Below are 24,652 nucleotides of genomic sequence, written 5' to 3' on the forward strand. Positions count from 1 at the left end.
AAGCTCTGTCGCGGTCGCCAGCCGGACCGCGTGTTCCCCTTCAGGTAGCGTTCACCACAAGGGAGCGCGGGCGTCAATCTCCAGACCGAGGCGGGGTCCGGAGATGGACCGGACGAGCTACGCGGCCGAAATCCCGAGAACGTCGAACATGGAGTAGAGCCCGGGCTTGCGACAGCGCGCCCACAAGGCCGCCTTCACGGCGCCGCGGGCGAAGATCGTGCGGTCCTCGGCAAGATGGCCGAGCACGATCCGCTCGCCCTCGCCCGCGAAAATCACCTGGTGTTCTCCCACCACAGAACCGCCTCGCAGGGTGGCGAATCCGATCGACCCCTGCGGGCGCGGCCCCGTGTGTCCGTCGCGCGAGCGCACGGCGTTGTCGCGCAGATCGACCTTACGGCCGCTCGCCGCCGCCTCGCCCAGCATCAGAGCCGTCCCCGAAGGGGCATCCACCTTGTGCCGGTGATGCATCTCAAGAACCTCGATATCGAAGCCAGCATCGAGCGCTTTGGCAGCCTGCGAGACGAGCGCGCTCAAGAGATTGACGCCGAGGCTCATGTTGCCCGATTTCACGATGGCCGCGTGGCGCGCCGCGGCTTCGATTGCCGCGTCGTCCTCGGGCGAGCAACCCGTCGTCCCGATCACGTGAGCGATCCGGGCCTGTGCCGCGTAGCCCGCGAATTCCACGGAAGCCTTCGGCACGGTGAAATCTAACACGCCGTCCGCCTTGGCGAAGGCCGGCAGCGGATCGTCGCCGATCGCGACGCCGATGTTGCCGATGCCGGCGAGTTCTCCGATGTCGCGGCCGACGGCCTCCGATCCGGGGCGTTCGATCGCGGCCGCAACCCGCGCACCTTCGATCTGGTGGATCGCGCGCACGAGCGTCAGTCCCATACGCCCGGCGGCGCCCACCACGACGAGGTTCATGTCGCTCATGCCTTCCTCCGCGTCTTGCCGGGAGTGCGCTTGACCGGCACCTGAGCCGCATCGTGCACCAGATCCAGGCTCCGGCCGCTCTGCATCTGAAAGAACCGGTGATAGACGCCGTGGCGGTTCGCGAGAAGTGCGGCGTGGCTGCCCTGCTCGATCAGATGCCCTGCTTCGAGGACGACGATGTGGTCGGCGTTGACGACGGTGGAGAGACGGTGCGCGATGACGATGGTGGTACGGCCCTTCATCACCGTCTCGAGCGCTTCCTGGACGCGCGCCTCGGACTCGTTGTCGAGGGCGGACGTGGCTTCGTCGAGCAGGAGGATCGGCGCGTTCCTTACGATCGCGCGAGCAATCGAGAGCCGCTGGCGCTGACCGCCGGAGAACGACATGCCGTTCTCGCCGACCGGCGTGTCGTAGCCCATCGGTTGGGCCCGGATGAAGTCGTCGGCCTGCGCCTTCACCGCCGCCGCCTCGATCTCCGCGTCCGTCGCATCGGGGCGCCCGTAGCGGATATTGTCGCGGATCGTTCCTTCGAACAGATAGGGCTGTTGCGAGACGTAGGCGATGGAGCGCCGCAGGGAGTTCTTCGTGACGTGCGCGATGTTCTGCCCGTCGATCTCGATCGAACCGTCCCAGACGTCGTAGAAACGCTGCAGCAGTGAGATGATCGTCGACTTGCCCGCGCCGGACGCGCCGACGATCGCGGTCGTCCTGCCCGCGGCGGCAGTGAAACTGACACCGTTGAGAACCGGATGGTCCTTCACGTAGCCGAAGCGGACGTCGGCAAACCGGATCTCGCCTTCCCGCACGGATAGGTCCACTGCATCCAAGGGGTCTCGCTGCGCCGGGACGATGTCGAGTATCTCATAGATCATGCGGGCGTTGACCAGGGACCTTTCCAGCCCCACCTGCACCCTGGCCAGACGCCGCGCGGGGTCGTAAGCGAGAAGCATCGCCGCAATGAAGGAGAAGACCGCGCCCGGAGGCTCCCCCGCCACTGCTGAGCGATAGCCAGCATAGGCGATCACGCCTGCGATCGCGAAACCCGCGAGGATCTCCGCGATCGGCGTCGTGCGCTCCGACACCCGGGCAATCTTGTTGGCGCGCACCTCGGCGCTGGCGATCAGCGCCGACAGCTTGGTGGAAAGCTGCTCCTCCATCGTGAAGGCCTTGACGATCGCGACGCCCTGCGTGGCCTCCTGCATGGCGCCGATCAGCCGCGAATTGAACTCGACCGATTCGCGGGTGACGCGCCTCAGCCTGCGCATGAGCCGATTGACCGTGAAGATGAGCGGCGGCCCGATCACGAAGGCGATCAGCGAGAGCATTGGATCCTGGAACACCATGACGCCGATCAGGGCCACCAGCGAAATGGCGTCGCGGGCGATCGAGGTAATCGTGATGTTGAGGAGGTCGCGGACCCCGGCGATGTTCTCGTTGATGCGGGCAGCCAGTTGGCCCGATCGCAAATCGGCGAAATAATCCACCCCGAGCTTCATCAGATGGTCGAAGACGCGCTTCTGATAGCGGGCGACGAGATTGTTTCCGACCTTCGCCAGAAGCACCGCCTGTCCGTAACTCGCCAGACCGCGGATGACGAATGCCGCGGCGATGCTTCCGGAGATTACGGCGATGAGATCGTAGCGCTGCTCATAGAAGATGCTGTTGATGACATCGTTCATGATCCATGCAGTGAAGGCCGTCGTCCCGGCGACAAGCACGAGGCACGCGATGGCGAAGACGTAGTGCCAGACGTACTCGCGTCCGTTCTCGCGCATCATCCGGCGAATGAGCGCGATCACCTCATCCGGTCGGGTCGTCGGGCTGGCTTTTTCCTTCGGATTCAATTCCCGGTCCGATCGCAGCGCTTTTCCACGCGGTTTGGCACGAAGGCACGGGGCGTCTTAACGCCGCGCGTATGATATGCCTATGGCCTGAGCGCAACAGTGCCGATTATCGCGCCGTTTCAGGTGGCGGCTCTTCGGCCCGATCGCCAGCGGCGGCCTTCCGTTTCGACACCGAAGCGCATGGGCGTGCGGGCGTAGGCGGCGAGGCCGGCAAGCGCGGCCAACGGATGGGTGATGACGTAGACAGGCATGGCGCGCAGCAGCGCGCTGTGGGGCGCCTTGTCCTCGAATGCTTCACGGAAACGAGGATGCTGCAACGCGTTGACGATTTTTTGCGCGATGCCTCCGGTGAGATACACGCCGCCGCGGCTCATGAAGACGAGCGCCAGGTCGCCGGCCAGACGGCCAAGACAGGTGACGAACATCGACAGCGCCTCCTCGGCCACGTCGTCCGATTGCGCCAGTCCGGCGGTCGTGATTTCGGCCGGCGTGGTGAAGTGAGCGGGTCTGGAGTCGGCCTTGGCAATGGCGCGGTAGATGTTGACCAGGCCGCGGCCGCACAGAAGCTGCTCTCCGGATATGCGCCCCTCGATGCGCTCCAGATGGGGAAACACCTCGAAATCGCGGGGAGAGCGCGGCCCCATATCCATGTGTCCGCCTTCGCCGGGAACGGGGATCCAGGTGCGGCGGGCGTGGATCAGCCCGGCAACGCCGAGACCGGTGCCCGGGCCAAGCACGATCCGGCTCGCGGCGGACTCGGCCTCTCCGTCGCCGATCTTGATCATGTGCTCCTCGCCGAGCGCGACGACGGCGAGCGCCTGCGCCTCGAAATCGTTGAGGAGCACGATGTCCTCGAGCCCGAGCGATCTGGACATTTCGAGCGGGCGCACGACCCAGTCGCAGTTGGTGAGGTCGATCTCGTCGCCGTCGATCGGTCCCGCCACGGCCAGAACCGCGGATTTGGGCATGATCGACGTCCGGTCGAGAATGCAAGCCTGGATCGCTTCATCGATGTTCGGATAGTCGGCCGTCTGCACGATCGGGAATTCGCGCGGTTCGGCATAGGAATCGATCAGCAGCGCGAATCGCGCGTTGGTGCCTCCGATGTCGCCGATGAGGATCGGGAACTTCAGGATCGTGTCGTCGCTCGCCTGTGCCATCCGGTTCAGCCCCGCTCCGCCGACAGATACCGTTCATGCTCCGCCGGCCCACCCATCCGATCCAAGACGATCTCAGCGGTCGCGCGGTTGAGCGCCATGGGAATGTCGTGGACGATCGCCAGCCGCATCAGAGCCTTGACGTCGACGTCGTGCGGCATGGGCGTCAGCGGGTCGACGAAGAAGATGAGCGCATCGATACGGCCTTCCGCGATCAGGGCGCCGATCTGCTGGTCTCCGCCGAGGGGACCGCTCTTCATTCGCGTCACGTCGAGCACCGGACAGGCCTCCTCGATGCGCCCGCCGGTGGTGCCGGTGGCGTAGATGATGCAACCCTCCAGAAAGACCGCATGCGAGCGGACGAAGGAGACGATGTCATCCTTCTTCTGGTCGTGTGCAATCAGGGCGAGACACAATCTTTCCGGCACTTTGGGTCCCGCGGAGATCAGGCTGTCGTTGCGCCTTCCTAAAACGGTTCAGGTGGCGCCGCAACGCCGCCGCCGGCAAAAAGCGCTTGCCAAGGACGATCTCACGGGTCGGGGCGCGGCCAGGGGACCGGGATTTCACGGCCGGGCGGCGTCGGCAGGAAGGCGTTGGCCGTTGCGGGCATAGTGGCGACGTAGCGGGGACCCCCGACCGTGACGGCGGCTTCCGACACCGGAGACGGCGCTTCCAGCACCTGCCGGCAGGCGCGTGGCAGACTCGCCAGGGTCATGATGTCGCGTGCCTTGGGCGCATCTGGGTTCTTGTTCGGGCGCCAGGGCTCTTCGGTGAACCACCACGCGAGCGACCCGTCGCAGCCGTCGCCGGGTGTGGTGTCGCGCTGCGGCTTGCATCCGTCGGAGCCGGGCTGGCATCCGATGCGGATGTGGAAATGCGAATCGTGACCCCAGAACGGCCTGACCTTTTCCAGCCATGCACGATCGCCGGTCACCGTATCGCAGAGCTTCTTCTTGATGCCGGGATGGACGAGGATACGCTCGACCTCGCCATATCCCGCGGCGCGTTTCAGAAGGGCGGCATGCGCGGGCGTCCAAAGACGGTCGTCGACATTGAGGCTCCCATCCTTGATCAGCGAACGTGCGCCGACGTTTTCCCTCTCGTTCGTCGTGAACCGGCGGTTCGGCATCGGCGTGAACCAGATGTCGGCGTCGAGCCCGATCTGATGGGAGGCATGGCCGGTCAGCATGGGGCCACCTCGCGGCTGCGAAATGTCGCCGAGCAGAAGCCCCGGCCAGCCGTCCTGCGCCGCTTCGCGCGAAAGCTTCTCCAGGAGCGTGATCATGGCCGGATGGCCCCAGCGGCGGTTGCGCGAAACCCGCATCGCCTGCCAGTGCGGCCCGTCGACGGCGATCGCCACACCGCCCGCGAGGCATCCCTTGCTGTAGAAACCGAACGACTGCGGCGCGGTGGCGCTGGGCAGCGTCTTCGATCCGAAGAGCGTCTTTGCGAGTGGTTCCGCGGCGGCCGCATAGCCGGCGATCAGCGGAAGCAACAATCCGCCAAGCACTGCGAGATATCTCAGAGACCGCATGACTGGTCCTTCTCGTTCTCTCCGGCCGGAACCCCACGATGGTTCCTGGCTGGTTTACGATTCCTTAACTGCAAGCGACTTGAACGTCGAGGTCAGCATCAAGTACCGACCGTGTATGCGAAGCCGGGAAACACTCCCCGCTCAGTCCGCGCCTGTCCAGGTGCCATCGGCCCACATGCGCGACAGCGCCACGCGATAGTCCGGATAGGCGAAACCGAAGCCGCTCCGCCTGATCTTGGCGTTGGAAACCCGCTTGTTGTCGCCCCAGAAACTCAGCGCCATCGGCGACATATCGGCTTCCTCGAACGGGACTTCCGGCGGCGGTTCAATGCCCATCAGGGATGCGGCGAAGGTCACGACGTCCTGGGGCGGCGAGGGTTCGTCGTCGGTCACGTTGAAGACGCCGCCCAGCCGCCTGGCCGCCAGATGTTCCAGCGCACCGGCTATGTCCTCGACGTGGATGCGGTTGAAAACCTGGCCTTCGCGGATGACACGCTTTGCCGTGCCCTTGGAGAGGTTGACCAGCGCGTTGCGGCCCGGACCGTAGATGCCGGAAAGCCGAAGCACCGCGACGGGAATTCCGATCTCCTCGCCGAGGGCGAGCCATTCCGCCTCGGCTGAGACGCGCGCCTGGGACCGCTGCGAACCCGGCCGGCACTCCGAATCCTCATGCACCCATGCCCCGTCGTGCCCCCCATAGACCCCCACCGTCGAAAGGTACCCGATCCAGCGCAGGTCCGGCATGGCGCTATGGATAATGTCGCGGGCAGCCGCCAGCACCGGATCGCCGCCAGGGCCGGGAGCAGCCGACGCGACGAGATGCGTCGTTCGGGCGAGCGCGTCGGCAGCCTCACCGGAAAGGTTCTCTCCGTCGAAGACCAGCGGCTTCATGCCGGCATCTGAAAGTCGCTCGAACTTGTCCGGCGAGCGGGTGGTTCCCACGATCCACTCCGCCTGGTGCCGGATCCGGCGGGCGAAGGCACTGCCGGAATAGCCCGCGCCGAAGATGAAAACCCTCATGCGTCCAGTCTCTCGGTCCGCCGTGATGCCTGCATCCCCCGCGCCCATTCCCATTCCCGCTCATCCTCCGGATCGATCACGCGACCCGCATGCCGTTGCTCGAAATCCTCCGGCGCCAGCAGCCGCCCGCAGGCCCATATCGCCGCGCCGCGGACCAGCGTGGACGGGTCGTTGATCAGTTGCCCGCATCGGTCCGCCAGCCCGGCATCTCCCGAATTGCCGGCCGCGATCAGCACGTTGCGCAGGAAGCGGTCGCGTCCGATCCGCTTGACCGGCGAACCCGAAAACATCTCCCTGAACGCCGCATCGTTCAGTTCGAGCAGCGCGGCAAGTGCTGGCGCCCTCCGGTCTTCTCTTGCGGCCAGCTTCGTTTCCGAAGCGGCCCGCGCGAACTTGTTCCACGGGCAGACGGCGAGGCAGTCGTCGCAGCCGTAGATGCGGTTGCCGATCGCTTCGCGGAACTCGCGCGGGATCGGCCCTTTGTTTTCGATGGTGAGGTAGGAGATGCAGCGGCGCGCGTCGAGCTGATAGGGGGCGGGAAACGCATCGGTCGGGCAGACATCCAGGCACGCGCGGCACGATCCGCAGTGATCCTGCTCTGGTTCGTCCGACGGCAGTTCCGCCGTGGTGAAGATCGACCCGAGGAACAGCCAGGAACCGAGGTCGCGGCTCACCAGGTTGGTGTGCTTTCCCTGCCAGCCGAGACCGGCCGCTTCCGCCAGGGGTTTTTCCATCACGGGCGCGGTATCGACGAACACCTTGACGCCCGCCCCCGTCCGCGCGGCGAGTTTGGAGGCGACGAGCTTCAGCCTGCCCTTCATCACGTCGTGATAGTCGCGGTTCTGGGCATAGACCGAGATCGCTCCGGCGGAGCGTCGGGACAGGACGGACAGGGGATCGTGCGAGGGGCCGTAGTTCATCCCCAGCATGATGATGCTCCGGGCGTCCGGCCAGAGCCGGGCGGGCTGAGCCCGGCGCTGTGCGGTCTCGGCGAGCCAGTGCATCGATCCGTGCCGGCCTTGTTCGATGAACTGCGACAGACGTTCCGGTGCGTGCGGTGTGGCGGCGGGATGGGTCACGCGGGCGACGTCGAAGCCGGCCTTCGCCGCCTCGCTCTGGATGAAGGCCCGCAGCCGGCCAGTATCGGCCTGCGCGGCGGTCGGAGACATCAGAAATCCAGATCCGCGTAATGCGATACCGGCGAAAGCCCGGCCGTCCGGTCCGACAGCAGCGGGCGAAACGACGGCCGTGACTTGATGCGCACATACCATTCGCGCGCCTCCGGATACTCGCGCCATTCGATCTCGCCGAGATAGTCCAGAACGGAAAGAGCGCCGGCGGCTGCGAGGTCCGCGTAGCTGATCCTCGATCCGGCGAGCCAGTGACGGGTTCCGGCGAGCCAGTTGGTATACTTCATATGCGGCTTCAGGTTTCCGCGCGCGACCCGGATCGCCGCGGAATCCGGCGAGCCGCCGCCCTGCACCGACGACATCATCGGCTTGAAGGCACGTTCCCTCACGAGATGCCGTGTCACCTCCGAATCGGTCTTGCCGAGATACCACTCGACCAGCCGGCGAACTTCGGCACGCAGGAACGGATCTTCGGCGAACAGGCGCTTGTCGCGCTTCAGCGCCCCACGGGTCTCGTCGATGTACTCCGCGATGACACTGGCTCCCACGATCGGCGTGTCACCTTCCGCAAGCAGGACCGGCAGGCTTCCGGCCGGGTTGAGCGCCAGGAATTCCTTCCGGCGCATCCACGGCTTCTCCTCGATCAGCGCCAGTTCCTCGCCGAATTCGCCGAACGACAGCCGCACGAAGCGGCAGGAGGCAAGGAGAGGGTGATGGAAAAGGGTCAGCATGGTCCCGGACAATGGTCATCCCTGTGGCCTTTTCGCGGCGGCGGCGCTAGAAGCGCGGCGGCGCTCGAAGCCACCCGGTCTTGCCTGAGCGAAGGCGGTGCAGACCTATAGGGGGACTTGGGCATCATGACAAGCAATGCCCCCTGCGCGGCCGGCGCGAACGGAAAATCCGAATGGAACAGCAAAGCATCGTGGAAGCGCTCCTGCTCGGCCTTCTGGAGGGCCTCACGGAGTTCATCCCGGTCTCCTCGACCGGCCATATCCTTCTGGCGGGCCATTTCCTCGGCTTCGAATCGACGGGCAAGGCCTTCGAGGTCCTGATCCAGCTCGGCGCCATCCTCGCCATCCTGTCCGTCTATTTCTCGCGGCTGTGGAAGCTCCTCGTTGATTTTCCCCGCGACCCGAGGACGCGAAGCTTCGTCTTCGGCATTCTCGTCGCCTTCTTTCCCGCGGTCGTGATCGGGGTCATCGCGCACGACTTCATCAAGACCGTGCTGTTCGAGACGCCGATGCTGATCTGCGTGATGTTGATCCTCGGCGGCGTCGTGCTCCTGTGGGTCGACAGCTGGAAGCGGGAGCCGATCTATCGCGACATCATGGACTACCCGCTCGGCCTCTGCCTGAAGATCGGCCTGTTCCAGTGCCTCGCGATGATCCCCGGGACCTCGCGCTCCGGCGCCACCATCGTCGGCGCCCTCCTGATGGGGACCGACAAGCGCTCGGCGGCGGAGTTCTCCTTCTTTCTCGCCATGCCGACCATGGCCGGCGCCTTCGCCTACGACTTCTACAAGAACCGCAACATCCTGTCGCCGGACGACGCGGTGCTCATCGCCGTCGGCTTTCTGGCGTCCTTCGTGGTCGCCGTCTTCGTCGTGCGCTCGCTGCTCGATTTCGTCTCCAGGCGCGGCTACGGCCTGTTCGGCTGGTGGCGGATCATCGTGGGCGTGGCCGGGATGGCCGCGCTCCTGATCTGGGGCTGACGGCGGTTCGCGTCGCTCAATACTGAACGTTTCCGGTGGCGTACTGGCCCGCGCGGCGAAAGCGCCAGAGATAGGTCGGCAGGATCGCCTCCAACGACTGCGGCCTTATCCCGATGCCTTCCAGCGTGCGCCCCTCTCGGATGGCGTCTTCCGACACGACATTGTCGACCTTCAGCTGCTTCACCTGATCTCTGGTCAGCAGCGAGCCGGGCAGGACCTGGAGGACGCTCGCCTGGAGGTCGGCCAGCCACCAGGGAATGGTGACGAGGTATCGCTTGCGCTCGATCACCTCCAGCATCATTTCCATGCACTCGCGGAAGCTGAGCACCTCCGGGCCGCCCAGATCGTAGACCTTCCCGCCCGCGACCTTGCCGTCCACCGCGCGCGCCACGGCCTCCGCCACATCGCCGACATAGACGGGTTGGAATTTTGTCTGGCCGCCACCGATCATCGGAAGCGCCGGCGAGAAACGCGCCATCTCCGCGAAACGGTTGAAGAAGCTGTCCTCGGGTCCGAACATGATCGACGGTCTCAGCACGACCGCTTCCGGGACGGTTTCCATGACCGCAGCGACGCCGGCTGCCTTTGTCCTCGCGTAGCCGGACTCCGAGACCGCGTCTGACCCGATAGCGGAGACCTGGGTCATGCCGATCCCGTTCGCGCGCGCCACTTCGGCGATCGCGCGCGCGCCGAAATCCTGCACTGCCGTGAAGGTCTGGCGTCCGTTTTCGGCCAGGATGCCGACGCAGTTCACGGCATGATCCGATTCGGCCAGCGCGCGCTCGATGGACCAGCGGTAGCGCAGATTGGCCTGGATGGCCTGGATCTGCCCCACATTGCCCAACGGCTGCAAGTGTCCCGCGAGATCCGGCCGGCGGCAGGCCACGCGGACGAGATAGCCGCGCCGTGCCAGGGCCCGCACGACGTGCCGGCCGAGGAAGCCGGAGCCTCCGAAAACCGTCACCATCTTCGGCGTGGATGCGATCAGCGCCATCGGAAAATCCCCGTCAAAATTCCGGCCGTTCGTTCCCGCCAAACCTGGCAGGGCAAGTCAGCGATGTCATAGTCGGTTTCGCACCAAAGGCAAAGCGTGGCGAAGCGATCCTCGCCGCGGCACGATGCGCGCGGAAATCCCTCCTTCAGGCTTGGAGACGGGCGGGAGAAAGCGCCCGCGGATCGAGCCCCTCGTCGATGATGTCGCCCGGCAGGGTCTCGCCACCCACCAGGGCGGCGGCGAAACGCGACAAAGCCGGCGCGGTCTGGATACCGTAGCCACCCTGCCCCGCCAGCCAAAAGAATCCGGGCAGGCGGGGATCGAATCCCGCCACGGGGGTCTTGTCCGCCACGAAGCTCCGCAGGCCCGCCCACTTGTTCTCCACCCGGTGAATCGGGAAATCGAATGCCGTCCCGATCCGGTCGATGCAGATGGCCACGTCCAGCTCCTCCGGCTGGGCGTCGCATGGCTCGGAGGGCGTCTCGTCGGCGGGCGACATGAGGAAGCGTCCGGCATCCGGCTTGATGTAGAACTCCTCGTCCACATCCACGACCATCGGCCACTGGCCGATCGCAGCGCCGTCCGGTGCGGCGACGATGAGCGCGGTACGGCGCTTCGGCACGAGCCCGATCGGGTGCGCGCCCGCCTGCGCGCCGATCGCGTCCGCCCATGCGCCGGCGGCGTTGACGACGATATCGGCCCGTATGTCGAGATCGCGAGTGTGGATGCGCCAACCTCCCGCATCCCGTTCGATGCCGAGGATTTCCGCATCGGTCGCAAGCCTTCCGCCCGCGGCGCGGAACTGGCGAAGATATCCGTGGTGGAGCGCATGGACGTCGATGTCGCGTGCGCTCGTGTCGTGGATCGCACCGGCGACGTAGCTGTCCCGCAGCAAGGGCATCAGTTTCGATGCCTCGGCCGCGGACACGCGTCGGACCTTTTCCCCCACTGGAAATGATGAATACTCTCGTTCGAGCGCCTCGACCTGATCGCTGCGAGCAACCGTCAGCACGCCACGCGGCGACAGGATCCGGTCAGATGTGAAACCGGCCGGGGGGCCGTCGAAGAAAGCCCTCGATGCGCGCGACAGCGCCCTGATCTGTGGCGGCCCGTAGGTCTCGGAGAACAGCGCCGCGGAGCGTCCGGTCGTGTGATATCCCGGCTGGCTCTCACGCTCGGCCAGTATCACGCGATGCTTCCTAGCGAGTTCGAAAGCAACCGATGCCCCGGCCATCCCCGCGCCGATGACGAGAATATCGCATGTTTCGACAGATGCTGCCGCCAATGGCCGAACTCCCCTGTTGGAAGACCAAGCACTAGCAGAGATTTTCCGATCGGAAAATGAGATGGACGAACCGTGCTGGCCTTCGTACCTTGAGCGGATGGATCAACAGGCTCCACGACGGACGGACGCGGCGGACCGGCGAGTGCGCATGGGAGAAAGGCTGCGGCAGCTCCGGCGCGGTCGCGGGCTCACGCTGAGCGACGTCGCGCGACTCTCGGGGCTCGCCGTCTCGACCGTGTCCAAGGTCGAACGCGGCCTGATGGCCCTGACCTACGACCGTTTCAGCCAGCTGGCGGACGGTTTGGGCATCGACCTGATGGAACTCTTTTCCGAACATGGCTCCCGGTTCCGGCCCGGCGAGGTCGCCATCGCGCGCGAGGACGAATTCCGGCTTCACGTGACGGAAAACTATTCCTACGAGATGCTGTTTCCGGAACTGCGGGGCAAGGCGATGACGCCGATGCTGGGCACGCTCCAGCCATTCGAACGCATGCGCTTCGATCGTTTCGTCAGCCATGCCGGCGAGGAATTCCTGATCGTGCTCGCAGGAAGCGTGACCGTTCATCTGGAGAACCGCTCGCCGGTAACTCTCGGGACCGGCGAAAGCCTCTATTTCGATTCGAGCCGCGGCCACCTCTACGCTTCAGCGGGGCCGCAGGACGCACGCATCCTCGTGGTCTGCACCCGATCGAGGGATGCCGGGCAAGCCGCGGAGCCGCAGGAAGCGGTCGCGGTGGTTCCTCCCGAAGCCGTCTAAGGCAAATTTAAGGTCTCCCGCCTATTTTCCCGTTGAGGCAGGAGAAGGCTCCCGGGTTTTGTTTTCAACGTTGCGAGCGTGCGCTTCGAAATTTTCGACCCTGGTCCGCCGCCCGGCCAATGCCACGGCAGCAATCGCATTCGTCGTGATCATCGCGGCGGGCATCTTCGCGGAATACCAGAACCAGCAGGTGTTCGAACGCGAGCTCCGCGCCAAGGTGTTCAACGAAGCCAGCCTGGTTCGCGCCCGGCTCGAAGGCAACATCAATGGCAATGTGCAGCTGGTGCGTGGGCTCGTGGCCACCTTGTCGGCCAATCCTGACATCGATCAGGAAGGGTTCTCGCTGCTCGCCGCGAAGCTGATGGCGGAGCGGTCGCAGTTGCGAAACATCGCAGCGGCGCCTGATCTCGTCATCTCAATGATGTATCCGATCGAGGGCAACGAGCGCGCAATCGGGCTGGACTACAGGGAATCGAAACCGCAACGCGAAGCGGCATTTCGTGCCCGCGACACCGGCGAACTCGTGCTCGCCGGCCCTCTCGATCTCGTCCAGGGAGGGAAAGGACTGGTTGCCCGCTTTCCAGTCTTCGTCGACGAGCCGGAAGACCGCCACTTCTGGGGCATTGTATCGGCCGTCATCGACGTTCCCCGCCTTTACGCCGACAGCGGTCTAAATGCTTCGGACCTCTCGATCGAAATCGCGATCACCGGCACGGATGCTCTCGGCGCCGACGGGACGCGGTTCTTCGGAAGCGGGCAGATCACGCAGGACAATCCGGTCGAGCTCGACGTCGAACTGCCGTCGGGGGGCTGGCGCATGGCCGCGATCCCGAAAGGCGGCTGGGATTCCTCGCCCCCGAACGTCTGGTGGCTCCGTGCCGTCATGTTCATCGGAGGCGCCTTCATCCTCGTGCCGATCTTCGCAAGCGGTCGTCTCATGGAAGAACGGCAGCGGAACATCGGAGAACTTCATCGCCGCGAAATGCAGCTCGCTCGCCTGTCCCGGCGGCTCAGACTGGCATTGGACACCTCGAAGGTCGGTGTCTGGGAGATGGATATCGAGTCCAGGAGCCTGTTCTGGGACGACCGTATGAACGAGATCTACGGTTATCCGGCGGACGGCGAGCCGCGGGACTACACGTCCTGGGCGCGGCGCCTGCATCCGGAGGACACCGACCGGGCGAAGGAGGAGTTTCGCGACGCGATCGAAGTGAGCGGGAAATATCTGTCCGAATATCGCCTCGTCCTGCCCGGCGGCGAAATCCGCCATATCCGGGCGATCGGTGCGGTGTACCGGGATTACGGCGAACCTGCCCGGATTGTGGGGGTCAACTGGGACGTATCGGCCGACGCTGCCCTGAACGACGAACTCAAGCGCGCCAACACGCTCACCGAGGCGCGCAACCGGGAACTGGTCGCAGCAAAGGAACGGATCGAGTTCATCGCCCTCCATGATGCGCTGACGGGACTGCCGAATCGCCGCTACCTCGACCACGTGCTTGCCGAACATGCCGCATTGTTCGGTGCCGGGATCGAGACGGCCGGGTTGCTGCACATCGATCTCGACCGATTCAAGCAGATCAACGACACTCTGGGGCACTCGGCAGGCGACGCCATGCTCGTCCATGCCGCCGGAGTCCTGCGAAGCTGCGTCCGAAGCGGCGATTTCGTGGCGCGAGTAGGCGGGGACGAGTTTGTGATCGTGTGCCGCCGCACCAGGGCGGGCGAAGAGGAAGGGACGCACTATCTCGCGGACCTGGCCGAGCGCCTGATTGCGGAAATGCAGCGTCCTGTCCCCTACGAAAGCCACGAGTGCCGGTTCGGGGTCAGCATCGGCATCGCCAGCGACACCGATTCCTACGCTGATCCGACGCAGCTCCTGGTACACGCGGACATCGCCTTGTACCGGGCCAAGAGCAGGGGACGGAATCGCTATCAGTTCTTCAACGACGCGCTGCGGACGGAAATCGTTACCACCAAGCGGGTCGCCGACGACATCCTGTCGGCGATCGAAAAGACGCAGTTCGTCGCCCACTACCAGCCGCAATTCGATTCCGACACGCTGGAAATCGTCGGTGTCGAGGCGCTTGCCCGATGGGAGCACCCGACGGAAGGCCTTCTCCAGCCTTCCGCCTTCATGAAGATCGCCGAGGAACTCAACGTGGTCGACGTCATCGATCGCATCATCCTCGAGCAGACGCTCGCCGATCTGAAGGATTGGGACGCACGCGGGCTGGCGATCCCGAAGGCTTCGGTGAACGTGTCGGCGCGGCGGCTGCACGACGAGGAACTGGTCAGTAGCCTGCGCGAACTGGCGATCGAGCCCGGTCGCATCTCCTTCGAACTGGTGGAATCAATCTTCCTGGACGAGCAGGACGAGTTGGTCGCCTGGAACGTCGATCTCATCAAGGAACTCGGGATCGATATCGAAATCGACGATTTCGGCACGGGCTATGCATCGATCGTCAGCCTGATGAAGCTGAAGCCCAGCCGGCTCAAGATCGACCGGCAACTGGTGCTGCCCATCTCGCAGTCCCGCGCGCAGTGCCAGCTCGTCGGCTCGATCATCGAGATCGGCAAGTCGCTGGGCATCGAGGTCCTGGCCGAGGGCGTGGAGACGATGGAACATGCGCGCATTCTGAACAAGCTCGGCTGCAATGCGCTGCAGGGATATGCATTCGCCCGGCCGATGCCGTCGCGGGAACTCTCCGAATTCGTTACTAGCCGGCGCTGGCGCCGCGCTTCCTGACGCCGTCCCATGTCCGGGACCGACGGTCAGCTCTCAAGCATCCGCGCCAGGCGCTCCGCCTCTTCCAGATCGCCGGGCGAATTGACGTTGAGAAACGGATCGATAGGCCCCTCGACCCATGGCACCGACACGGTGCGATAGCGGGAGGTCCACAGGGCGACCTTGCGCAGACGTTCCGCGACGATCGCCTGGCGCAGGTGGTCGCGCAGAGCGACGGGCCAGAGGCCCACGACATTATGCGTCCGTCCACCGGACGCGGCCAGCGCGATGTCTGCGACCTGCGCGCGCCGTGCTTCGGACAGGCGCGACACGAGATCGCGCGGCAGGAACGGGCAGTCGCCAGGTACGGTCGCGATCAACTCCGCGGCCGGGAGTTCCCGCGCCGCCCAGTCCATCCCCGCGAGGATCCCGGCGAGGGGACCGACGAAACCCGTGACCGGATCAGCGACGACGGGCAGCCCGTAGTTCGCGAAACGCGCGGGGTCCCCGTTCGCGCTCAGCACCATCCGGCTGCATTGCGGGGCAAGGCGTTCGAGAACGCTGTCGAGCATTGGGCGTCCGGCTAGGGTGAACAGCGGCTTGTCACCGCCGCCCATGCGACTCGCCATGCCGCCGGCGAGGATGACGCCGACCACTGCCTCGCCGACGCTAGTAGACATAGATCTTCTGCGGGCCCTCGAACCCCTTGAACGGGACTTCCGCGACGAGTTCAGGGCTGGTGCATAGGAATCCCGCGATGTCCGCCGAGGCGACGCGTCGTAACGACAGCGCCGATGCCGCCGCAAGCAGCCGCGCGGCGTAGTTCACCGGGCGGCCGATCGCCGTGAAGTCCAGCCGGTTGGCTCCGCCAACGTTGCCGTAATGGAACCGTCCGGCATGCAGGGCGGATCGGAAGGCGACCGTTTCTCCGACCCGCGACTCGGCGAGCCTGGCTTCTCCTTCCAGGACCGTTTCGCTGGCCGCCTTCGTCGCTTCCTCGAGGCGCATCGACTTCCCGAAGGGGAAGATCGCGAAGAAACCGTCGCCGAGGAACTTCAGGATCTCGCCGCCATGCGCCTCCACAGGCGGCACGACGATATCGAACGCATCGTTCAGCATGGTCACGATCTGCGGCCCCGAGAGCCGGTTGGAAAGTTCCGTGAACCCGATGAGGTCGGTGAACAGGATCACCGCGTCGATCTCCTCCCCGTCGCCGCGATGGACGCGTCCCTGCAGGATCTGTTCGCCGCCGCCGCGCCCGACATAGGTCGACAAGATGGAAGCCGCATTGAGCCGCAGGAGGTAGACCTCCACGAGGCGGGCCAGCGGTTTCTGAACGCGTTCGAGCGCCTCGATCTGCGGTTCGGAGAATCCGTCAGGATCTTTGGTCGAGAAGGTCGCGGCATGCGTTTCACCGGTGGTGAAGATCAGCGGCTGCGCCAGATAGTCCGTAAAACCCTCGGCCCGCAGTTCGCCCAGGATGATGAACTCGGCCAGCGCATCGGGGTCGGTCAGCCGGCGACGTATGGTCACCTGTCCGGCGGTCACCGTCGGCAGCGGGTTCCTGATGTACTGGTCCTCCGAGAAGAGGCCGATCGCCCCCTCCCCCATCTTCACGCCGTCCGCCGCCGTCCAGGTGAAGCGGCGGGCGGCGACGTTGGGATGCAGCGTGTTGATGAAGAGCGCGAAGCGGTCGATCGGAACACCGGCCGCCACCAGCCGGCGGCAGATGCCGTCAATGATGGTATGCGCGCTGGCACTCGGACGCGCACCGTCGATCATCCAGTTGACGAGCGATTCCACGGCGCGGGAATCGACCTGCCGGCTCCGTTCGCGTCGAACGGCAGCGTTCCTGGTTCTGGCGACTTTGGTGGTCGAAATCATCCGGATGCCTCAGCCGGCTAGATACCACGGCCGGCAAGGGAGGACCAACAGCCGCGGCAAGCGCGGGGCCGGGAAGTCCGTTGATGGAGCGTCACCGGCTTTGATACGAGTGGGCCTACGCCGCCTCGCGCACCTGATAGTCCTTGATCGCCGCGAAACGGATCATCTTCCATCGCTCGGCCTCGTAGTTAAGCCCGAATTCGTGCGGGGCGAGGAACACCGGGTCGCCGTCGAGATCGCGGGCGATGTCGCCCTTGTGCGCGTCGACGAAACGCTCGAGCTCGGCGCGCGAATCCGCCGAGATCCAGCGGCAGACCGAAAACCGGGCCATTTCGAAATCGACCGGCAGGCCGTATTCGGCATCGAGCCGCTCCTTGAGCACGTCGAGCTGCAGCGCGCCGACGACGCCGACGATCGCCGGAGAGCCGTCCTCGGGCGTGAAGAGCTGGACGACCCCCTCCTCCGCCATCTGCTGCAGCGCCTCCTTGAGCTTCTTTGCCTTCATCGGATCGCCGAGCCTGACGCGGCGAAGGATTTCCGGCGCGAAATTCGGAACCCCCCGGAACAGGAGTTCCTCGCCCTCGGTCAGCGTGTCGCCGATCCTGAGCGTGCCGTGGTTGGGGATGCCGACGACATCGCCGGCGAAGGCCTCGTCGGCGGTCACGCGGGTGCGGGCGAAGAAGAACTGCGGCGCGGACAGGCTCATCGGCTTGCCGGTGCGCACGAGCTTGGCCTTCATGCCGCGCTCGAGCTTGCCCGAACAGACCCGGACGAAGGCGATGCGGTCGCGGTGGTTGGGGTCCATGTTGGCCTGGATCTTGAAGACGAAGGAGGTCATCTTGTCCTCCGTCGCATGGATGGTGCGCGTGTCGGCCTCCTGGTCGCGCGGACTGGGTGCCCAGGCGCCGAGCGCCTCGATGAGATCGCGTACGCCGAAATTCCGCAGCGCCGAGCCGAAGAAGACGGGGGTCAGATGCCCGTCGCGGAAAGCGGAAAGATCGAAGGGCCGGCACGCCTCGCGCGCCAGTTCCATCTCCTCTACGAAGGCGTCGCGCTCGTTGGCCGGGAGCATGCCCGATACCTGCTCCGACTGCGGGCCGTTGACCTTGATCCAGTCCTTGTCGGCGTCGCCGTGACGGATGGCATTGTCTGCCAGATGATAGGTGCCGCCAAAGCTCCGGCCGCGGCCGATCGGCCAGGTGACTGGCGCGGTGTCGAGCGCGAGCTTCTCCTCCACCTCGTCCAGGATTTCGAACGGATCGCGCGTCTCGCGGTCCATCTTGTTGACGAAGGTGACGATCGGTATGTCGCGCAGCCGGCAGACCTCGAACAGCTTCAGCGTGCGCGGCTCGATGCCCTTGGCCGCGTCGATGACCATGACCGCGCTGTCGACGGCGGTCAGCGTGCGGTAGGTGTCGTCAGCGAAATCCTCGTGGCCCGGTGTGTCGAGCAGGTTGAAGACGTGATCGCCGTACTCGAAGGTCATCACCGAGGTGACGACGGAAATGCCGCGCTCGCGCTCGATCTTCATCCAGTCGGAACGCGTCTGGATCTTGTCCTTCTTGGCCTTGACCTCGCCGGCGAGCTGGATCGCTCCGCCGAAAAGCAGCAGCTTTTCGGTCAGCGTGGTCTTGCCCGCGTCGGGGTGCGAAATGATCGCGAAGGTGCGGCGGCGCGCGACCGCCTTTTCTATGGCTTCCGTCATGTCTGCGATGTCCGTTGATTGCGCGGGCTTATAGCGGGGCGGAAAAGGACTGTCGAACGCGAATTTGGCGGGGGCATCATTCGCGTCGGCCGGTGCGCGGCCGGGAGGTCAGTCGAACGTGCAGGGCCAGGAAGCGGAAGGCGAAAGTCCGGCCGGGAGCTTCGTATCGCCGTCGCCGCAGGTGAGATCTACCTGCGCCTGGGCAAGACCGCTGGCGGACGACAGATCCAGACCTTCGATCCTCGTCAGGTACATGAAGGCGTTCTCGAAATCGACTGCGCCGTCCAACTCGGCACCGACGAAGTTGGCGCGCGAAAGGTTGGCCAGCGTGAAGCGCGCTCCCCCCAGGCGGCTTTTCTCGAAACTGGCGCGTCCGAGCTCCGCCTTCTCGAAATTCGCGTTTGCCAGTATCGCGCCGGAGAAATCGGCGCGCTGCAGTTCCGCGCCGGCGAAGCTCGCACCGTCCGCCTGCATTCCGGCGAAGCTCGTCCGATAGGCCTCCGCCCGTCCGAAGTTCGCACCCGCCGCATTGGCGCCGGCGAGCGAGGAACGCACCAGGGTGGCCTTCTGGAGGTCGGCTTGCCGCAGATCCGCGTCGCGCAGGTCGGTCAGGGTAAAGTCGCCACCGGCCAGGGTTGCGCCCCCGAGCTTCGCCCCCCTCATGACGATATTGCTCTTGGTGCAATCCTCCCAGTTAACCTGCGGAGCGGGCATGCTCTTGCAGTCCGCCGCCATCGCGGAAGCGCCGGGGTAGACAAGCGCCAGCAGCAGGACGGCGAACCACCCGGCCTTCACTCCTGCTCCCGACGACGTCGAGGCCTCTGCGTGGGGCATGGCAAACGATCCCGTTCTATCGGCGGTCCCACCGGCCGCCGTTCGCCATCGTCTCATACATGCAAACGGCACCAACCGGAAGCTGCCCATCGCTCGGGATGGAGTAGGTGCCGCGACCGCGAGGCGGTTCGGACCGCGTCTGTCCGGGGAACCGGCGCGATGAAGCGCCCTTTCCGAGACCGATCCATTTTTTGGTCGGCGCCCGCAAGAATGCCGAAACCGGACGGATCGAGGCCCTCCTGCTCGACGGGAACCGCGAAGCGGCGGGTGATTTCTTTATCGACTGCACCGGTTTCAGGCGAAGGCTTATCTGCGGCGAGATGGGCGCAGAATGGGTCTCCTACCGGTCGACGCTGCCGGTAAACCGCGCCATGCCGTTCTGGCTCGACCACGAGGACGGGTCGGAGATGTCTCCCTTCACGCTTGCTTTGGCGCAGGAGGCGGGCTGGATGTGGTCGATCTCGACGCAGGACCGGATCGGCTGCGGCTATGTCTACTCCGACCATTTCCGGACGCCGGACGAAGCCAAGGCCGAGATCGAACGGACGCTCGGCCGAAAGATCGAGCCGGCTCGGGCGCACCAGTAGCAGGGTCAGTCCATGTGGGCTGCGGCCGGAGCGGCGGCGACGGCCCTCGGCTTGCGCAGGAGCAGGGCCAGTGGAATGGCGCACAGCGTGACGATCATCATCAGCTTGAAATCGTCGATGTAGGAAATCATCAGAGCCTGGGCGTTCACGAGCTGGTCGATCTGCGACAGCGCAGCGGGATCACCGTTGGCCGCGGCCGGCGAAATGGCGCGCAATGCCGGGCTGAACGGGTTGATGGCGGTCGACAATTCCGCATGGTTCACCTGCACGTTCCGCGTGAGCATGACGGTGACGACGGAAATTCCGATCGACGAACCGATGTTGCGCACGAGGCTGAAGAGGCTCGCGGCGTCGGTGCGGAACCGCGGTTCGAGCGTGGCGAAGGCAACCGTCGACAGGGGCACGAAGACCAGCCCCAGGCCGAGCCCCTGGACGACGCCGGAAACGATGATGAGCCGGTCGTCCATCTGGGGCGAAAAGCCCGTCATGTCGTGCAGCGACCACGCCGTCAGAGCGAGGCCGGCCACGACCAGCAGGCGTGCGTCGACGATCCGCACCAGCCGCCCGACGAGGATCATGGAGATCATCGTGCCGACTCCGCGCGGCGCCATGACCAGGCCGGTGCGGATGGTCGAGTGGTCGAACAGCCGCGACAGCATCGGCGGGAGCAGCGCCAGGCTGGCCAGCAGGATGATGCCGACGATGAAGATGAAGACGAGGCCGGTGACGAAGTTGCGGTCGCGGAAGATCGCGGGATCGATGAAGGTCTCGCTGCCGGTAAGCAGGTGGATCGCGAAGATCCAGAATCCGGTGATCGACAGGCCGAGTTCGATCCAAATCTCGGCGGCCGAGAACCAGTCCACCTCGCCGCCCCGGTCCAACATGAGCTGTAGCGCTCCGACGCCCAGCGAAAGCATGGCGAAGCCGAAGAAATCGAACCCGCGAAGCCGCTTGGCCACCCGCGGCAGGTAGGCGGCGCAGCCGAGGAAGGCGATGATGCCGACCGGCAGGTTGATGAAGAAGACCCAGCGCCAGTCGAGCGTCTCGGTGAGCCAGCCACCGAGCGTCGGGCCGATGATGGGGCCGACCATGATGCCGGCGCCCCACATGGCCATCGCCGAGCCGTGGCGTTCCTTCGGATTGATGTCGAGCAGGAAGGTCTGGGAAAGCGGCACGATCGCGGCGCCGAAGAGCCCTTGGGTCACCCGGAACAGCACCATCGACTCCAGGTTCCAGGCCAGGCCACAGGCCATGGAGGAGACGGTGAAGCCGACGATCGTGACGAGGAAGAGTTCGCGCCGGCCGATCCGGTCCGAGAGCCAGCCGGTGACCGGCGTCATGATCGCCGCGGCCACGATATAGGACGTCAGCACCCATGTGATGGTGTCCTGGCTCGCGCCAAGATCGCCCGTCATCGTCGGCAACGCGACGTTGGCGATCGTGGTGTCGAGCACCTGCATGATCGTGGCGAGCATGATCGATAGGGTGATCAGCCCGCGATGCGGCACCTCGGTGAAGGAATTTTCCATCGTTCTCTGCCCTCGTTCCCTCCTGAGAGGGAAACGGCGCTACTCGGCGGCGACCGCGCTGCCGAACAGGGAGGCGAAGTCCGGCAGGCCGCGCGCCTTGCCGGTGTCGACCTCCACCGTGGCGCTCATTCCCGTGCGAAGCGCGGCGGCCAGGTCGTCATTCGCTTCGAGCCTGAGACGGACCGGGATTCTCTGGGTTACCTTGACCCAGTTGCCGGTGGCATTCTGCGCCGGCAACAGCGAGAATTCCGCGCCCGTGCCCGCGCCGATCGAATCGATCGTCGCCTCGAGGGGACTGTCCGGGAAAGCGTCGATCCAGACCTCCGCCTTCTGGCCCTTTTTCATGTGGGTCAGCTGGGTTTCCTTGAAGTTGGCGTCGATCCACGAATCGCCGGTCTCGACCAGGGTGAAGAGCGCCGTCCCGGCCGAAACCATCTGGCCTTCCTTGAAGGACGACGCCTGCGCGATCACGCCGTCTCCGGCCGCGACCACCGTCGTCAGCCCGAGCTTCCATGCGGCATTCTCCCGCGCGGCGAGCGCAGCCATCACCGCCGGATGATCGTCGGTCTCGATGTCCGGATTGCCTGCAAGGGCTGCCCTGGCGCTTGCGATGCCTTGTTGAGCAACGGCGTACTGTTCCTTTGCCTTGGTGAGATCGTGACGCGCGGAGTCGAGCGCCGACTTGGTGCCGATACCCTTGTCGGTGAGCGATTCCTGACGCCCCAGCTCGCTTTGCAGGTAGTCGACCTCGTTGCCGGCCACATCGGCCTCCGCGACGGCCTTCTGGTATCCTGCCCGAAGCTGCTCGACCTGAAGCCGCGCGGCCGCCAGGGCGGCATCCGCCTGCGCCAGCGCGATGCGATAGGGCTCGGGATCGATCTCGAACAGAACGTCGCCGGCCCGCACATGCTCGTTTTCGGAGACGTTGGCCTCGATGACCCGGCCTGAAACCTCGGCCGTCACCGAAATCCGCGCCTGGCGCAGATTGGCGTTCTCGGTCTCCTGATAGCGCCCGCCGGTGGCCCAGACATATCCCCCGCCCACCACGAGTGCCGCGGGAACGGCAATCATCAGGAGAAGGCGCGAAGCACGACGCTTCTTCTTCGGTGTCGCGGCTTCGGGCGTTTGCGGGGTGCTCGCCTCGTTCATCTTCAACTCGATTTTTTCCGCCGTCTCGTCGGCCTTCGTCCTGGCGTTCATCCGTGTGTACCTTCCTCTGCTTCCGGCACCCGCTCGCCAACCGTCTTCTGCTCCGCCGGTACCGGCTCGCACCGCGCTCCCGACTCGCCGTCCGCCAGGTTGGCGAGAATCGTTTCCAGGCCACGCACGAGTGCGCTCCGCTCGGCCGTGGACATACCTTCCAGTGCCTCCTGATAGATGGTCCCCGCCACCTCCTTGACGGCGCCGAACGTCGCGCGGGCCTTCCCGGTCGGATAGACGACGCGGACGCGGCGATCCGAGGCCGACTGACGGCGCTCGATCCATCCGCCCTCTTCCATCCTGTCGAGCAGACGCGAGACGCTGATGGGTTCGATCTCGAGCAGTTCCGCCAGTCTCGCCTGGGCCATTCCCTCTTCCTTGACGAGACGGAACAGGAGCCGCCACTGGGCGGCCGACAGACCGTGTCCGGCCGCCCGCATCTCGAACCGCTTCCGCATCAGGCGCGCCGCATCGTGGATGAGGAATCCGAGTCGTTCCGTGCCGTCACCGTGTTTCATGAGCGCCATATATAATGAGCATGCTTACCTTTCAAGTTCGGCGACATTGGGGAGCCATGCCGGACGGACAGGTGAGACATGCAAGTGGTGCATGGCGGACGCCGAACGTTCCGGGAGCTATTGACGCATGCACGGACCCCGGCCAAATGACGCCATGTCCATCGTTCTCCCGATCGTCCGTCTGCCGCATTCGCAAGGCCTCACCTTGCCCGCCTACGAGACCGCGGGCGCGGCCGGCATGGATCTGCGGGCGGCGATCCCGGAAGACCGCAATCTGATCATCCTGCCGGGGCGCCGCGCCCTCGTCCCCACCGGTCTGGTCTTCGAGATTCCTGCCGGTCACGAGGGCCAGGTGCGGCCGCGCTCGGGGCTGGCGCTGAAGCATGGGATCACCTGTCTCAACACGCCCGGCACCATCGACAGCGACTATCGGGGCGAGGTGCAGGTTCTGCTGGTGAACCTGGGCGACGAGGATTTCGCGCTCACCCGGGGCATGCGCATCGCCCAGCTCGTCATCGCGCCCGTGGTCCAGGCGACAGTCGAGGAAAGCGTGGTGGCGCAGGAGACGCCGCGCGGCGCGAGCGGCTTCGGCTCGACGGGCGCCCGATGAGGCCGCCCGGCCTCGTGATCTTCGACTGCGACGGCGTCCTCGTCGACACCGAGACGCTGGCCAACCGCAAGCTCTCCGAATGGCTGACGCAGGCCGGATTCCCCGTCACCTACGAGGAATGCCGGGGCCGCTTCTGCGGGCGGTCCATGCGATCGGTGCAGGAGGAGATCGAGGCGGCGGGCGTCGATCTCGGCGCCGATTTCGTCGACCGGTGGAACGCGGGACTACCGGACCTTTTCGCGAACGGGGTCGAGGCCGTTCCGCATGTGGAAGCATTTATCAGAGCGCTCGGCGCGGCCGGAATTCCCTTCTGTGTCGCATCCTCGGCGCGCCTCTCCAAGATGCACATAACGCTCGGTGCGACCGGACTGCTGCCCCACTTCGAGGGTGCAATGTTCAGTTCCACCATGGTTGCCCGCGGAAAGCCGTTCCCGGACCTCTTCCTGCACGCCGCCGCGACGATGGGATTCTCTGCCGAGAACTGCATCGTGCTTGAGGATTCCGTCGCCGGTACGGCTGCCGGCATCGCGGCCGGCATGCGCGTCTACGCCTATTGCGGCGACCCCCTTTCGGACCGCGAAGGTCTGGCAAGGGCCGGCGGCATTCTGTTCGACGACATGCGGCGGGTGTCAGGAATGATCGGCCTGGACCAACCGACCGGCTTTGCCGCGCCCGGCGCGAGCGGCTAAAAT

General features: G+C 65.4%; 23 protein-coding genes. 6 read left to right on the forward strand and 17 right to left on the reverse strand.

The features are described from left to right. Positions 1-117: 117 nt before the first annotated feature. The 8 genes from dapB to ABGN05_RS06815 form a co-directional block, all read right to left on the reverse strand. Positions 118-933 carry a 4-hydroxy-tetrahydrodipicolinate reductase gene (dapB, locus tag ABGN05_RS06780; protein ID WP_367953252.1) on the reverse strand — a complete coding sequence of 272 codons (816 nt, stop codon included), beginning with the start codon at positions 931-933 and terminating at the stop codon, positions 118-120. Further along, positions 930-2,711, reverse strand: coding sequence for an ABC transporter ATP-binding protein (locus ABGN05_RS06785; protein WP_367954330.1), 1,782 nt, complete (start codon positions 2,709-2,711; stop codon positions 930-932). Before ABGN05_RS06785 ends, dapB begins: the two co-directional genes overlap by 4 nt. A 185-nt stretch (positions 2,712-2,896) precedes the next feature. After that, positions 2,897-3,937, reverse strand: coding sequence for a glucokinase (locus tag ABGN05_RS06790; protein WP_367953253.1), 1,041 nt, complete (start codon positions 3,935-3,937; stop codon positions 2,897-2,899). Positions 3,938-3,942: 5 nt separating this feature from the next. Continuing rightward, positions 3,943-4,362 (reverse strand): methylglyoxal synthase, encoded by a 420-nt coding sequence (locus ABGN05_RS06795; RefSeq protein WP_367953254.1) that lies wholly within the window; start codon positions 4,360-4,362, stop codon positions 3,943-3,945. A 101-nt stretch (positions 4,363-4,463) separates the two neighbouring features. Continuing rightward, on the reverse strand, positions 4,464-5,468 hold the full coding sequence (gene mepA / locus ABGN05_RS06800) for a penicillin-insensitive murein endopeptidase (protein ID WP_367953255.1): 1,005 nt from the start codon (positions 5,466-5,468) through the stop codon (positions 4,464-4,466). Between the two features lie 141 nt (positions 5,469-5,609). Beyond that, the gene (locus ABGN05_RS06805; protein WP_367953256.1) at positions 5,610-6,488 is read right to left on the reverse strand and encodes an SDR family oxidoreductase; all 879 of its coding nucleotides are present in this window, start codon (positions 6,486-6,488) and stop codon (positions 5,610-5,612) included. Continuing rightward, entirely contained in the window at positions 6,485-7,657 is a 1,173-nt protein-coding gene (gene queG, locus ABGN05_RS06810; protein ID WP_367953257.1) for a tRNA epoxyqueuosine(34) reductase QueG, read from the reverse strand. The genes ABGN05_RS06805 and queG overlap by 4 nt, the downstream gene beginning before the upstream one ends. Continuing rightward, a complete protein-coding gene (locus ABGN05_RS06815) occupies positions 7,657-8,349 on the reverse strand; it encodes a glutathione S-transferase family protein (RefSeq protein ID WP_367954331.1) in 693 nt (230 codons plus the stop codon). Before ABGN05_RS06815 ends, queG begins: the two co-directional genes overlap by 1 nt. A gap of 173 nt (positions 8,350-8,522) precedes the next feature. Between ABGN05_RS06815 and ABGN05_RS06820 the strand changes: the two genes are divergently transcribed. Next, entirely contained in the window at positions 8,523-9,329 is an 807-nt protein-coding gene (locus ABGN05_RS06820) for an undecaprenyl-diphosphate phosphatase (RefSeq protein WP_367953258.1), read from the forward strand. 16 nt (positions 9,330-9,345) lie between these two features. Here the strand turns inward: ABGN05_RS06820 and ABGN05_RS06825 are convergent, their stop codons facing one another. Together ABGN05_RS06825 and ABGN05_RS06830 are read right to left on the reverse strand one after the other, a co-directional pair. Beyond that, the gene (locus ABGN05_RS06825; RefSeq protein ID WP_367953259.1) at positions 9,346-10,323 is read right to left on the reverse strand and encodes a complex I NDUFA9 subunit family protein; all 978 of its coding nucleotides are present in this window, start codon (positions 10,321-10,323) and stop codon (positions 9,346-9,348) included. A gap of 145 nt (positions 10,324-10,468) precedes the next feature. Beyond that, on the reverse strand, positions 10,469-11,608 hold the full coding sequence (locus tag ABGN05_RS06830) for an NAD(P)/FAD-dependent oxidoreductase (RefSeq protein WP_367953260.1): 1,140 nt from the start codon (positions 11,606-11,608) through the stop codon (positions 10,469-10,471). A gap of 148 nt (positions 11,609-11,756) precedes the next feature. Here ABGN05_RS06830 and ABGN05_RS06835 point away from each other — a divergent pair, with 148 nt between their 5' ends. Together ABGN05_RS06835 and ABGN05_RS06840 are read left to right on the forward strand one after the other, a co-directional pair. Next, on the forward strand, positions 11,757-12,365 hold the full coding sequence (locus ABGN05_RS06835; RefSeq protein WP_367953261.1) for a helix-turn-helix domain-containing protein: 609 nt from the start codon (positions 11,757-11,759) through the stop codon (positions 12,363-12,365). A 145-nt stretch (positions 12,366-12,510) separates the two neighbouring features. Then, positions 12,511-15,114, forward strand: coding sequence for a bifunctional diguanylate cyclase/phosphodiesterase (locus ABGN05_RS06840; protein WP_367953262.1), 2,604 nt, complete (start codon positions 12,511-12,513; stop codon positions 15,112-15,114). Between the two features lie 26 nt (positions 15,115-15,140). On the opposite strand, the gene mobA is transcribed toward ABGN05_RS06840, so the two are convergent. The 4 genes from mobA to ABGN05_RS06860 all read right to left on the reverse strand — a co-directional run bounded on the left by mobA (position 15,141) and on the right by ABGN05_RS06860 (position 19,516). Beyond that, positions 15,141-15,773, reverse strand: coding sequence for a molybdenum cofactor guanylyltransferase MobA (gene mobA / locus ABGN05_RS06845; protein WP_367953263.1), 633 nt, complete (start codon positions 15,771-15,773; stop codon positions 15,141-15,143). After that, positions 15,763-16,896 (reverse strand): adenylate/guanylate cyclase domain-containing protein, encoded by a 1,134-nt coding sequence (locus ABGN05_RS06850; RefSeq protein WP_367953264.1) that lies wholly within the window; start codon positions 16,894-16,896, stop codon positions 15,763-15,765. Before ABGN05_RS06850 ends, mobA begins: the two co-directional genes overlap by 11 nt. A gap of 196 nt (positions 16,897-17,092) precedes the next feature. Next, positions 17,093-18,682: a peptide chain release factor 3 gene (locus ABGN05_RS06855; RefSeq protein ID WP_367953265.1), complete on the reverse strand. Its 1,590-nt coding sequence runs from the start codon at positions 18,680-18,682 to the stop codon at positions 17,093-17,095. A gap of 108 nt (positions 18,683-18,790) precedes the next feature. Beyond that, complete coding sequence (locus ABGN05_RS06860) at positions 18,791-19,516, reverse strand: pentapeptide repeat-containing protein (RefSeq protein ID WP_367953266.1); 726 nt, start codon at positions 19,514-19,516, stop codon at positions 18,791-18,793. A 191-nt stretch (positions 19,517-19,707) separates the two neighbouring features. Here ABGN05_RS06860 and ABGN05_RS06865 point away from each other — a divergent pair, with 191 nt between their 5' ends. After that, positions 19,708-20,103, forward strand: coding sequence for a tryptophan 7-halogenase (locus ABGN05_RS06865; protein ID WP_367953267.1), 396 nt, complete (start codon positions 19,708-19,710; stop codon positions 20,101-20,103). Positions 20,104-20,108: 5 nt separating this feature from the next. Here the strand turns inward: ABGN05_RS06865 and ABGN05_RS06870 are convergent, their stop codons facing one another. From ABGN05_RS06870 to ABGN05_RS06880, 3 genes are read right to left on the reverse strand one after another with little or no spacing between them, the layout of a single operon-like run. Next, a complete protein-coding gene (locus ABGN05_RS06870; protein WP_367953268.1) occupies positions 20,109-21,632 on the reverse strand; it encodes a DHA2 family efflux MFS transporter permease subunit in 1,524 nt (507 codons plus the stop codon). Between the two features lie 39 nt (positions 21,633-21,671). Then, positions 21,672-22,832 carry an HlyD family secretion protein gene (locus ABGN05_RS06875; RefSeq protein ID WP_367953269.1) on the reverse strand — a complete coding sequence of 387 codons (1,161 nt, stop codon included), beginning with the start codon at positions 22,830-22,832 and terminating at the stop codon, positions 21,672-21,674. Beyond that, positions 22,829-23,359, reverse strand: coding sequence for a MarR family winged helix-turn-helix transcriptional regulator (locus ABGN05_RS06880; RefSeq protein ID WP_367953270.1), 531 nt, complete (start codon positions 23,357-23,359; stop codon positions 22,829-22,831). The genes ABGN05_RS06875 and ABGN05_RS06880 overlap by 4 nt, the downstream gene beginning before the upstream one ends. A 145-nt stretch (positions 23,360-23,504) precedes the next feature. Between ABGN05_RS06880 and dut the strand changes: the two genes are divergently transcribed. Further along, on the forward strand, positions 23,505-23,960 hold the full coding sequence (gene dut / locus ABGN05_RS06885; RefSeq protein WP_373695904.1) for a dUTP diphosphatase: 456 nt from the start codon (positions 23,505-23,507) through the stop codon (positions 23,958-23,960). Continuing rightward, complete coding sequence (locus tag ABGN05_RS06890; protein WP_367953272.1) at positions 23,957-24,649, forward strand: HAD family hydrolase; 693 nt, start codon at positions 23,957-23,959, stop codon at positions 24,647-24,649. The genes dut and ABGN05_RS06890 overlap by 4 nt, the downstream gene beginning before the upstream one ends. Positions 24,650-24,652 lie beyond the last annotated feature (3 nt).

It is taken from the genome of Aquibium pacificum, assembly GCF_040839445.1.
Classification (GTDB): Bacteria; Pseudomonadota; Alphaproteobacteria; order Rhizobiales; family Rhizobiaceae; genus Aquibium; species Aquibium pacificus.